The organism is Tabrizicola flagellatus, from assembly GCF_046295235.1.
Taxonomy (GTDB): Bacteria; Pseudomonadota; Alphaproteobacteria; order Rhodobacterales; family Rhodobacteraceae; genus Tabrizicola; species Tabrizicola flagellata_A.
The window spans coordinates 19,799-30,894 of sequence record NZ_JBKBLV010000040.1 but is presented as its reverse complement, the minus strand read 5'-3'; the positions used below and the strand labels follow the sequence as shown (position 1 = coordinate 30,894).

The 11,096-nt window shown below is 63.3% G+C and carries 13 protein-coding genes and 1 tRNA gene; 5 read left to right on the top strand and 9 right to left on the bottom strand.

The features are described 5' to 3' along the window. The first annotated feature begins 74 nt into the window (after positions 1–74). A tRNA-Met gene (locus ACK4IU_RS15565) sits at positions 75–151 on the top strand. Between the two features lie 124 nt (positions 152–275). On the opposite strand, the gene tnpC is transcribed toward ACK4IU_RS15565, so the two are convergent. From tnpC to ACK4IU_RS15525, 8 genes are all read right to left on the bottom strand, one after another. Next, positions 276–1,841, bottom strand: coding sequence for an IS66 family transposase (gene tnpC / locus ACK4IU_RS15560; protein ID WP_409736824.1), 1,566 nt, complete (start codon positions 1,839–1,841; stop codon positions 276–278). A gap of 68 nt (positions 1,842–1,909) precedes the next feature. Continuing rightward, positions 1,910–2,263: an IS66 family insertion sequence element accessory protein TnpB gene (gene tnpB / locus ACK4IU_RS15555; RefSeq protein ID WP_078527643.1), complete on the bottom strand. Its 354-nt coding sequence runs from the start codon at positions 2,261–2,263 to the stop codon at positions 1,910–1,912. Continuing rightward, positions 2,263–2,679: an IS66-like element accessory protein TnpA gene (gene tnpA / locus ACK4IU_RS15550; RefSeq protein ID WP_409736822.1), complete on the bottom strand. Its 417-nt coding sequence runs from the start codon at positions 2,677–2,679 to the stop codon at positions 2,263–2,265. The genes tnpB and tnpA overlap by 1 nt, the downstream gene beginning before the upstream one ends. Before the next feature lie 61 nt (positions 2,680–2,740). Beyond that, entirely contained in the window at positions 2,741–3,394 is a 654-nt protein-coding gene (locus ACK4IU_RS15545) for a DNA cytosine methyltransferase (RefSeq protein WP_409736820.1), read from the bottom strand. 71 nt (positions 3,395–3,465) lie between these two features. Further along, positions 3,466–4,473 carry a helix-turn-helix domain-containing protein gene (locus tag ACK4IU_RS15540; RefSeq protein ID WP_409736818.1) on the bottom strand — a complete coding sequence of 336 codons (1,008 nt, stop codon included), beginning with the start codon at positions 4,471–4,473 and terminating at the stop codon, positions 3,466–3,468. Next, positions 4,470–4,865: a VRR-NUC domain-containing protein gene (locus tag ACK4IU_RS15535; protein WP_409736816.1), complete on the bottom strand. Its 396-nt coding sequence runs from the start codon at positions 4,863–4,865 to the stop codon at positions 4,470–4,472. The genes ACK4IU_RS15540 and ACK4IU_RS15535 overlap by 4 nt, the downstream gene beginning before the upstream one ends. Next, positions 4,862–5,101: a hypothetical protein gene (locus ACK4IU_RS15530; RefSeq protein WP_409736814.1), complete on the bottom strand. Its 240-nt coding sequence runs from the start codon at positions 5,099–5,101 to the stop codon at positions 4,862–4,864. The genes ACK4IU_RS15535 and ACK4IU_RS15530 overlap by 4 nt, the downstream gene beginning before the upstream one ends. Continuing rightward, positions 5,098–5,346: a helix-turn-helix transcriptional regulator gene (locus tag ACK4IU_RS15525; protein ID WP_409736812.1), complete on the bottom strand. Its 249-nt coding sequence runs from the start codon at positions 5,344–5,346 to the stop codon at positions 5,098–5,100. Before ACK4IU_RS15525 ends, ACK4IU_RS15530 begins: the two co-directional genes overlap by 4 nt. A gap of 623 nt (positions 5,347–5,969) precedes the next feature. Here ACK4IU_RS15525 and ACK4IU_RS15520 point away from each other — a divergent pair. Then, a complete protein-coding gene (locus ACK4IU_RS15520) occupies positions 5,970–6,572 on the top strand; it encodes a hypothetical protein (RefSeq protein WP_409736810.1) in 603 nt (200 codons plus the stop codon). Between the two features lie 3 nt (positions 6,573–6,575). On the opposite strand, the gene ACK4IU_RS15515 is transcribed toward ACK4IU_RS15520, so the two are convergent. Continuing rightward, positions 6,576–7,847, bottom strand: coding sequence for a tyrosine-type recombinase/integrase (locus ACK4IU_RS15515; RefSeq protein WP_409736808.1), 1,272 nt, complete (start codon positions 7,845–7,847; stop codon positions 6,576–6,578). Between the two features lie 342 nt (positions 7,848–8,189). Between ACK4IU_RS15515 and ACK4IU_RS15510 the strand changes: the two genes are divergently transcribed. Genes ACK4IU_RS15510 through ACK4IU_RS15500 form a run of 3 tightly spaced genes read left to right on the top strand, consistent with a single transcriptional unit; the run spans position 8,190 to position 11,087 of the window. Then, positions 8,190–8,462, top strand: a complete 273-nt coding sequence (locus ACK4IU_RS15510) for a hypothetical protein (protein ID WP_409736806.1) — start codon at positions 8,190–8,192, stop codon at positions 8,460–8,462. Then, positions 8,422–10,137 carry a hypothetical protein gene (locus ACK4IU_RS15505; RefSeq protein ID WP_409736804.1) on the top strand — a complete coding sequence of 572 codons (1,716 nt, stop codon included), beginning with the start codon at positions 8,422–8,424 and terminating at the stop codon, positions 10,135–10,137. Before ACK4IU_RS15510 ends, ACK4IU_RS15505 begins: the two co-directional genes overlap by 41 nt. Beyond that, on the top strand, positions 10,137–11,087 hold the full coding sequence (locus ACK4IU_RS15500) for a hypothetical protein (RefSeq protein WP_409736802.1): 951 nt from the start codon (positions 10,137–10,139) through the stop codon (positions 11,085–11,087). Before ACK4IU_RS15505 ends, ACK4IU_RS15500 begins: the two co-directional genes overlap by 1 nt. The last annotated feature ends 9 nt before the right edge of the window (positions 11,088–11,096 follow it).

Genomic DNA, 11,096 nt, shown 5'->3' with positions numbered 1-11,096 from the left:
TCTCTCTCGAAAACGATTACCCCCGATCGCCCAAAGCCCTCGGGGCATACCGCACCTCCTGCTTGGTGCAATGGCGCGGGGTGGAGCAGCCCGGTAGCTCGTCAGGCTCATAACCTGAAGGTCACAGGTTCAAATCCTGTCCCCGCAACCAAAATATCCAATACTATCAAAGACTTCAAAGCCGAGCATAACGCTCGGCTTTACTCATTCCAAATTCTTGTCAACACCTGGTCAACGTTCGACGAGGCCCCCACCGTAAGCGCGACGTTGCGGCCCTATGCTGCGAGGCTTGACGGCTGGTTGAATCGCCATGGCATGAGGTCTTCGATACCGCTTTGTGGGTGACCGTCGAGGATGGCGCGCAGTGTGGCGGCGAGATAGTCGACTGGGTTCACGTCGGACATCTTGCAGGTAGCGACCAGCGAGGCGAGCATGGCCCAGTTCTCGGCGCCGACTTCATTCCCTGCAAATAGAGCATTCTTTCTTGTCAGGGCGATCGGTCGGATCTGGTTCTCGACCGGGTTGGTGTCGGGCTCCAGCATGCCGTGCTCGAGGAAGCGGATCAGTCCGGGCCAGTGCGCCAAGGTGTAGCGGATGTCTTCGGCGAGCTGGGATTTCTGCGGTATGCGCGAGAGCTGGGCTTCCAGCCAGGGTTTCAGCGCCGCGATGATCGGGGCCGAATGCTCACGCCGTGCAGCAAGGCGCATAGTGGCCTCCTTGCCCCGCACGGACTTCTCGATCTGATAAATAAGCGCGATCTGGCGCAGCATTTCCTCGGCGATGGGCGAGCCGTCACTCTCGAAGCGTTTCACGAAGCGGCGGCGGACATGGGTCCAGCAATAGACCAGTTGCCACGGGCCATTGTCGCGCGCGATTTCCGTCATCGCGTTGTAGGACTGGTAGGCGTCGCACTGCAGGAAGCGGCCGCGGTATCCGGCGAGGAATTTCAGCGGATGCGCCTTGCCCCGGCCAGGGGCGTAGTGGAACAGCACGATGGGTGGGCCGGCCCCGCCATGACCACGGTCATCAGTGACGACGGCCCAGAAGAAGCCGCTCTTGGTGCGTTTCAGGCCCGGTTCCAACACTGGCGCGCGAGTTTCGTCCACGAAGATACGGTCTGCACCGCGCAGATGCGTGCGCATGTGGTTGATGACGGGCATCAGGTGGAAACAGGCGCGGCCGACCCAGTTGCCGAGCGTGCCGCGGTCCAGATCGATCCCTTGCCGCTTGAAGATCTCGGCCTGCCGATAAAACGGCAGGTGGTCACCGAACTTCGAGACGATAATCCAGGCGATGAAGAGTTCCGTGGGCAGACCGCCAGGCACCACATGTTCAGGCGCATGCGCTTGCGCCACGGCCTGCGAACAGCGGCGGCAGGCGTATTTGGGCCGCCGCGTGACCAGCACCCGGAACTGCGCGGGGATCACGTCCAGCCGTTCGGAGACGTCTTCCCCGATATTGGCCATCTCACCGCAACCACAGGGGCAGAGCGTGCTGGCAGGCTCGATCACGCGCTCGACCCGGGGCAGATGGGGCGGTAGATGGCCACGGTTGCGCTTGGGCTTGCGCGATGTTTCCCCGCGCGCCCGCTGCATCGCCGCTTCGGCCTTTTCCTGTGCTGCCTCGAGCACGCCTTGGGCAAATTCGGCATCTTCCAGGGGCAGGTTGAACTGCTCGGGCGAGAGCTTTTCGGAGCGCTTGCCGAATTTCTCGCGCTGCGCCGCGTGCAGGATATCCTGCAGCCGCCGGTTGGCCTCTTGCGTCTCGGCCAGCGTCGCCTCCACCTCGGCGAGGCGGGCCTTCAGCAGGGCATTTTCACGCGCAAGATCAGCTGCTTCCATGCCAGGAAGTGGATCACAGGATGCCCTTGCAGGCCAGCAAAAACAGGTATTTCGGCGCCGTCTACCTGTCACCCCGCCGTCAGCGGGCGTCGTGCCCGTTCGGGTCGGACCATCCGCCAATCCACGCCCTCAAAAAGCGCTGCAAACTGCGCGCTGGACATGCGCATGACCCCGTCGCGCACCTGTGGCCAGACGAATTTGCCGCCTTCCAGCCGCTTGTGAACCAGCACCATGCCGGTCTGATCCCAGAGCAGCAGCTTGATCCTGTCCGCCCGCTTTGCGCGGAACACGAAAGCCGCCCCGCAGAACGGGTCCATCCCGAACATCTCCTGCACCGCCAGTGCCAAGCCATCGATACCCTTGCGGAAGTCTACCGGCCGGGTCGCCACGAAGACCTTCACCGAACCGCCATGGCCGAACATCACGATGCCGCAGCCCGTGCCGCCCGGATTGCCCGGGTCAGCTGCCCCTCATCGACATCAGGACCCGCGCGGATGACGATGTCGCCCACCACGATTTCGAGATTGGACCCGGGGACGGCCGCCGAAGCCTCAGTCGCGCTGTCATCAACCACCAGTTCCGCGAAGAACGGCAAGGCCGCCACGCTTTCGGGCACCACCAAATTACCTTTGCGTATCTGCTTGCGCCAATCGTAAATCTGCCAGCGGGTCGTGCCGTGCTTGCGCGCAGTATCTGCGACCGTCACCCCGGGCATCATGCTCTCCGCCGCGATCCGCGCCCGCTCTGCCTTCGTGCGCCGACGACGACCGCTCGGCCCCTCGATCACCTCCAGCCGGGAAACCCCAACCCCCATAGAGCCGCCCAATTGGACGCCCATTTTGCCGTCTACTTCCAAAATCCAAACCCTCCGTCACGCCCATGCGCGCAGAATGGCCGGATCAAGTCGCAAATGGCAGGAGGGGGTCGGCGTAGCGCTTACTGTGCGGGTGATGCTGGCCTCGCTCGACCCCTTCCAGTTCTGGGCGGCCGGGGTCGGCCAGTGGTTCGGCAGCGCTTTCGCGATGCCCAGCGCCAGTGCTTCCGCCTTCCGGGTGAAGTCGCTGTTCCCGGCCGGATTGTATCGGTCCGTGCCGGGATGCAGGCTCATTGGTGTGGGCCAGGATGAAGATCCGCAGCCGCTCGTGCGGCGCGCCGACCTCTGCCGCCGAGAACAGGCCCGCCGCAGGCGTGTAGCCCAATCCCCAAAGCTCTCGCAGGACGGTTTCGAGGCCGAGGGTGACGTGCCCGGCGACGTTTTCGAGGAAGACCCATTCGGGACGGCATTCTCCGATGACCCGGGCGACGTCGGGCCAGAGGTGGCGAGGATCGTCGGCGCCGCCGCGTTTCCCGGCCGCGCTGAAGGGCTGGCAGGGATATCCGGCCAGGACGGCATCGAAGGCGCCGCGGAAGGGCCGGGCATCGAAGCTGCGCAGGTCGGTCCAGATCGGGGCCGGGGCGAAGTATCTTGCGCGCTGGGCGGCGATGAGGACGCCGCGCGGCCAGTCCTCCCATTCGACGAAGGCGCGGGTGTGATAGCCGGGTTCGGCGAGCATGAGGCCCAGATCAAGGCCTCCGCCGCCTGCGCAGAGGGACAATCCGTGCCGGGGACGTGACACCATGCCATTCACCGCACCCCGCGCTCGCGCAAGCGTTCCGGTGTCACGAGCCCCCGCGCCAGCATGGCGTCGCGCATCGTGTTGCTGATTGCGCTGACCGGCAGGTAGCGGTCGGAGTTGACCAGATCGGCGTAGAAGGCGGGCAGGTCCGTGATCGGTTTCGCGGCCGGGGCAGGGGTCGCCTTGGGCTTCCGGCGTTTGCGCCCGGCATCCTCGACCTTGCGCTGGGCCGCCCGTTGCATCGCCCGGTCCAGCGCTTTCGGCCCATCGGGTGGTTCGGGGTGTTCCTGGCGGCTGGCCTCGGCCGCGGCGATGATCTCCGCCTCGGTCAGGCCAAGTTCGTCTCGCCAGCGCTGTACGTGCAGCCGGGGCGGCCAGCCTTGCCACCAGCCGGGCAGGGCGTCGGGGTCGAGGCCGAGTGCTGCGAGCAGATCCCTAAAAACCTCATCGGAAATCGGCGCGCGCGCTTGCGCGCCCTCCTCCTCCTTTACTGGTTTACTTAGAGGTTCCCTTACAGGGTTAGTGTCCGAAATCCGGACACGGCTTTCGGCACTTTCCGGACACGGGTCAGCCTGAAAATCGGACACGGCTACGGCGCCATCCCCGTGTCCGAAATCCGGACACGGCAGCGAATTGGCCATGCCTTCGAGCTCGCAAACATCGGCACCGTCGAGGCTTTCCGAACGCTCGTCCTCCCCGTGTCCGATTTCCGGACACGGCACCACAGCCACAGGTGTGAAACCCGGCTCGAACCCCAGGATGTAGCGTGTCGGCAGCTGGCGCTTGGTCACGGGGTCAAGCCGCGGCACCCGCCGCAGCAGTCCCACCGCCTCGAGCTGGCCAAGGTGATCGTTCAGCGTCGACCGGCTGATCTCGCAGTCATGCGCCAGCCGGTCCTGCGAGGGGAAGCAGCCGTAATCCGGGTTGAACCGGTCGCAAAGATGCCAGAGCACGATCTTGGTCGTGGGCTTCAGCCCGCGCTGCTTGATGGCCCAGTTGGTGGCCTCATGGCTCATGGCGCGGGCCTCCGCGGGGCAGGGGCGATGCGCGTGGTGAATCCGTGATCGGCCAGCGCGCCCAGCGCATCGTCGAGGCTGCGGACCAGCGCCCAGCCGAACCCTTGCGCCTGCACCGCGTCGCGGAACGCTTCCTGCTCCGACCGCAATCGCCCCTTCGGCGCCTTCAACTCGAGAAACAGGACGCGGCCGTCGCAAATCACCATCAGATCGGCGAACCCGGCATTGACGCCCATGCCGACAAGGATCGCCTGGCGCTTTGCCCCGCGGGGCCCGGCCTCGGTCACCTCGTTGGCGCAGTGGTGGATGATGGCCGAGCGGGGCAGGGCTATCCGCAGCGCCTGCACCACGGAACGCTGCAGATCAGCCTCGGGGGTGCCACGGCGCATCATTGCGCGGCCCTCCCCTGATCCTCACGCTGGGCGCGCCGAACGGGGCGTCGAGCGTCGACGACCACCAGCAGGCGCTGGGCATCGGCGCGCTCGCCCGGGGTCTCGCCATGCTGAACCAGCACATTGCAGGCGAGCCGGATCAGGAGATCGCTGTGATGCGCGACATCGGCGATGACAGCGCGGGCCTCGGCCACTCGGTCGGAGGGCCAGGCGGAATTGCGAGGGTGGATGGTCATGGCCGCCCCCGCGTCTTGCGCACCGGATGGGCCTGTTCCTGCGAACGGATCCACTCCTGAATGGCGGCGCGGCGATAGAAGGTCTTTCGACCTATGCGTGTGCAGGGCGGTCCCTGGCGGCGGGCTTCCCACCGGGACAGCGTGTCCGCGGTCAGGCCCAGCGCGCGGGCCAGCTGCTCGCGGCTGATCCAGTCGGCCAAGAGGTCGGGGATGTCTTCGACGGGATCGGTCAGAATGTCTTTCATGGGCTGCTCCGTTGGCCATGCGCCCTCTGGCAGGGGCAGGGTCAGCGAAGCAGAGCGCGAGGACCGGAAGACAGGCGGAAGGTGGAATTGAGCGCGGTGGATCAATTCCACCCCAGTTTTCATTGGGGTTTTGGGGCTTGTGGGTGGTCGGTGCTACCGCACGCAGCCGCCCCCACAGCGATCATCCGAGGCGGCTCCGGGCGGTGAACTGTGCGCGTGCGTTACCGCTCCCTCCGGGCCGGGCGATCTGACCGGCTTTCGGAGTGATTGACCGGTTCCGAGGGGAGCGGAATTGCCGGAACAGGTTGTTCCGGTCGGGTTCCGAAGGCGCTCGACGATATCCACAGGTTCTTTCTTTGTTCGTGACGAACAGCACAGGATTGTGGTTGCGCGCTCGCCTTCTGGATGCGTAGATTCATGGTTGAGCAGTCCATAAGAATCGAAAAGACGAACACAGTCGGATGTGCACGCCGGTGACGGTGTGCCTCTGGCCTACAGGCGGTTTTCCTCGACGACGTGCTCTCCACCCCGTGGGCCCGCGCGCCTCGCGTGTCGGGTCATTTGTAACCTGCATGCCGACGGCCCTGGCCGAAGGATGCCGCATGTCTGAAAGGAGTTTCCCAATGCCCCTGCCGCCTGTTGCCTTCCACTCGATCTATGAGCTGGCATTTCGCTGGAACCGTCATCCGGCCGACGTCGCGGGCTGGGCGGCGGCGGGGCACCTGAACGTCGTGACCGGCATTCCCCCGGTGCTCTGCGGAGCGGAAACCGTCGCAGGAATGGTGCAGGTGCCGATGCCCGAATTCATGGGATTGTTTCGAAGGATCGGCCCGAGCGACGAGCATGCGCGCCTCAAGCGTGTCATGCCCCTTGGGGCGACGACCTGGCTGGCGATCACGGACCCGGCCGAGGGCCTGCTGGTGCGTTCCTTTGACTTGCTGGTGGATGCCGGAAATCTGCACCAGTTCGAGGACGAGCGGGAATTGCTGCCGCGGCTGGTTTCCACCATCGGTGCCACGCCGCGCTACGATTGGGATGCGATGTATGCGTGGCTGTTCTGGTTCGCCCACGAGAAGGGGCTTCCAGAAACCAAGACCGCGCTGGTCTCATTGGTGCAGGACTGGTTCGTGCAGAACTCGAAGTCCGGGGAGGTGCCGGATGAAAGCACGATCCGCAAGCGGCTGACCTCGCTCTGGAGCAAGTTGCGCGGCGAGGAGCCGATCTGACGATCAGGCCGTTTTCGGAAGGTCGGTCCCCTCCTGCGCCGCGTCATGCACAAGGCGCGGCCGCGGGCGCAGGAGATTGGCCACCGTGTCGACGCCCGCGCGCAGCGGGGAATCCATCAGGTGTGCATAGCGCTGGGTGGTCTGCATCTGGCTATGGCCCAAGAGCTTGCCGATCATTTCCAGCGATGCGCCGCCGCTGACCAGCAGTGAAGCGAAGGTGTGGCGCAGGTCATGGATGCGGACGTCGGCCAGTCCGGCCTCCCTCTGCACCTTGGCCCAGAAGCGGCGGATTTCCCGCACGGGCTGGCCGACGGTGTCGCCGGGGAAGAGCCACGGGTTGCCGCGGGGCACTACCTGCTGGCGCAGCCGCACGATGGCCGCCACGTCCTGCGAAATTGGCACGCGGTGGATCTTGCGCTGCTTGGTGGCCGAGGCGGGTTTCGACCAGATGGCATAGTCGAGGTTGAACTGTTCGAACCGGGCCGTCCGGACCTCGCCCACCCGCGCGCCGGTCAGCATGCACATGCGGATGATCGCCGCGGCGCGCTGATCCTCGGCAGCATCCAGCACGGCCGCCAGCCCGGTCAGTTCCTCGGGAGACAGGAACCGTTCGCGGGCGTGTTCGATGCGCCGATGGAAGCCCTGCGCGGGGTTGTCCGTCCGCCATTCCCATTCCACCGCCAGCGTGAACATCTTGCGCAGCACCTCGCCCATCCGGTTGGCGCGGATCGGGGTGGGCTTGTGACCCTGCAGCTTGCGTGCCCGGTTGTTGGGCTTCGCCTTGCAGGGCCGAGGCCGCCCCTCGGCCACGAAGTCGAGGAACTTCGCCACGTCAGACTTGGTGACCTCCGTCACCAGCCGGTTGCCCCACGCCGGTTCCACCATCTTTTTCAGCATCGAGACCTGGTCGCCCGCATTGGTCTTCGCCAGTTTCGGCAGATGCTCGACGATGTAGCGATCGATCATGTCCGTGACGCGCGGGGCCCCGCGCCACTCGTCCCGCGCCGCCAAAGGATCCTGCCCCTCGTCGATGGCGCGGCGCAGTTCCTTGGCACGTTCGCGCGCGGCCGTGACACTCCACTCCGGCCAACGCCCGATGGTCATCCGCCGCTGCCGACCGGCGTGCCGGTAGTCGATGGTGAAGGTCCGCGCGCCCGAGGCTTGCACACGGGCGGCGAAGCCAATCACCTCCGTGTCGAATATCTGATAGCTGACGCCGGGCTTCGGCTCCGCCTCGCGCAGGGTTTTCTCATTCAGTTTCAGTCGTTTGACCATCCATCACGCCTCCAAGTCCTGTGACACAGGCGTAGACCCGCGCCACTATCAAGTCGGACCACGGGGCAGGGACCGGAATACAGGCGGAAGGTGGAACTGGGGTGGGGAGGGGTGTTCCGGCAGGGGAAGACCAGATGGTTGAGTGTCGGTGATGCGCCACAGACCCACATACTCTTCTTCCCAAACTGAGCGGCAGATCGCACTCGACATGGCTTGTGCAAGAAGGAGAGTCTGAAAAATAAACACACCAGATTCTGAAAAAAGATAGCTGCAAATTCAGAATCTGACTCGTCCAAGCCGCTGACAGGTTTCATGTTGGGTGCAGTCAGGACGGAGGCGATGATGACACATTCCGAGCACAGCCAGTTGCGCAGCGCACAACGCGGTGTAACCACCCGCTTCATCGACGCGATCCTGATGCATGCCGACATCGAGCGGCCGATTGGCGACAATTGCCGTCTGATGCGCGTCAGCCGTCATCGCTCCCAGGGCCTCAACATCGACGACAGGCTTGGTCGCTATGCCGTGATCTGGAGCGATGACACAGCGAGGATTGTAACGGTCATGCCACTGCATGATGGGACTGCAGGCCGTCGCTACCGGCGCCGGGCTTGAGGGTGGTGAAAAGGCAATGGCACCCCTTTCGGAAAAGGAAATGCGTCGCGAAGAACAGCGCAAGTTCGAGCTGGAAAAGCTGCGCGGCATCGAGCAGCAGGCTGTTCAGCGGGGCCTGAAGCTCGGCAACCGGGATCGGCTCAAGGCGGCCTATCACCTGACGCGGGCGTGGCAGAAGGCAAATGAGGCTGGCGTCCGCAAGGAGGCCTTTCAGGACGCCATCTTCGCACGGATCAGACGATCGCATCAGTCTCGCCGGGAGTTTCGTTTGAACAATTGGACCCTTCGGCGCGGCGAAGACCCGACGACCCAGCCACATCTTCTCGACGCATATTCGACCAGTTCAACGCCGCAAAAGGCGCTGGAACCATATCTTGTCGGTTTGGCTGTTGCCGCCGAAAACTGCGGTGAGGACCCCGACGACTGGAAACTCGACATGATGCGTGACCTTTCCGTCTGGTCCCGTGTCACGGCATCAACAGATGTTGCTCCACCCGATGATCGACCGGCAGAAACCTTGGAGATCCTGTTGAAAGCGTTGTGTGCGGAACTCGCAAGACGCAACCGATTGGATGAGACCTTCGCCGCCATTCGGCGCATGAATTGCCGGTGGGATATGTTCAACGAGAAATTGATCGCAACCGATACGGCCTGCATGCAGCCTATTGAGAGTCCGATCAGTCCTGTTTGTGAGGACACACTCTATTTCGAGGAAATGTTTCCGTTTCCTTCAATCCCATTGCTGAGGGTGCCATATTTTGTCGCGAGATCCGAATTTCTTCTTAGTCCCGAAAGTGCGTTGCGGTCGTGGGATGCGGAGTATCTAGCCAGAGGTGACGGCTGGCTTCTCGATAACGTCGTCAAAGATCTTGCAGATCGCCGCTTGTGCATCCCTGCGGACTCTTCAGAAAGCAGATTCGCGAAGGGCACCTTGGCATGGTTCCGCGAGATCAGGCTTTGCATCGCACCTGGCGGTCATGGAGGATACACGAGTGTTCTTGAGACCCGACCCTACTTGGAAGCAAGGTTTGCAGATGATCTTCCGTTCGGCGGCAGACACCACGTTATCGGTGGATACGAACTCGACCTCGAACGGAGTTTGTTCTACGCGCGCAATGAAAACGGCGGGCCAGTATGGCCGCACATTTGCCTGACAAGCGGTGAATCCTGGCGGATAACAATTCCGAAGACACCTGACGGGGGACTCCCTCTTGAGGAATGGGCAGAACGAGGTTCGGCGTCGCCGGGCTGGTTTTTCGAAGCAGACCCAGTCCTGCACGCGGGCGAGGTGCACTACGAACCGTGGTATCTGTCTTACACGCCAGCGACTGCACCCTACCTTCGCCACTGGCTGACGGGTGATTGGCATCTCGCTGGTGAGCCCGCGGATTGCCCCTGGAGCCGCGGAAATTTCGACTGGGACGATCCGCAGAGCCCATGGAACAAGGATCTTCCGCCTGTCCACGAACTGAACTTCCCCGATTTCAGTCATGCCACCTGGATCGAATGCTGTCTGCACAACGGCCTCATCGAGGATGCGCTGCAGGCGAAGATCGATCGGCTCAAAGAACAAACGGTCCGAATCCAGGCTGATTGGCATGCCGCGCGTGAACGCAATGCAAATGCCCTTCTTCGGCGCTGGAAAGCCAAGACCGACAGTATGGAGACGAAGTAATGACGCGCATTTATGAACGACAGACAGACGCCATCTTTGCGGCAGCCCTTGCAGGCAATCCAGATTTCGCACGATCATTCCTGAATGCTGTGGACCGGAGACCGGAACTTCTGATCACCAGTGTCAGGGTGCAGACCCCGCATCGCGGTGAGGGTCATCGCGGCACCATCGATCTCGAGGTCACCCGTGGCGATGGCTCGATTCTGTTGATCGAAAACAAGATCGACGCAGGTTACAGCGTCACCCGAACCGGCGATCCCCAACCGGCTCGATACAAGGCCAGCGTTTCAGCATTGCGCCTTCGCGGCAAGATGGCGGCTTCGGTACTTCTGGCCCCCGAAGTCTACCTTTTGGGAACGCGTCATCGCGCCGCTTTCGACCATCATGTGAGCTACGAGGCCCTGCGCGAAAGCCTGATGGGTGGCGATCTTTCGTTGGTTGATGCCGCAATTCTTCAGGCTGCAACCCCGTACGACCCGGTTCCCAATCTGTCGAGCGCTGCGTTCTTCGCCGACTATCAGGCTTTCGCAGAGAAGTTCTTTCCGGAACTCTTCATCAAGCGAAACCCCAACGGAGATGGTGTGCGCCCAACCGGATCGCGGACGATCTATTTCGATGTTCCCCGCACTCTGCGAACGTGGTCCGGGCTCCCTCGGCCGAAAATGTCCTTGCAGTGCCGAGACAGCGCGGCTCCTTCGGCTTCGGTCAAGATCATGTTGGGCGACTGGGCTAACCGGGCAAAGGGGTTTCCCCTACCTGCCAGCCTCGAGGCGATCGGCGGGTATGTTCGACCTGCTGGTCGCTCCCTCGGCCTGGTGATCGACACTCCACAGCTCGAGACACAGATGCCGTTCCAGGCACAGGTGGCGGAAGTCGAGGAGGGACTGGAGGCGGCACGTCGACTGGCGGGCTGGTGGAACCAGCACGGCGAGAGCCTTGATCCGAACTGAAGCAGGAGG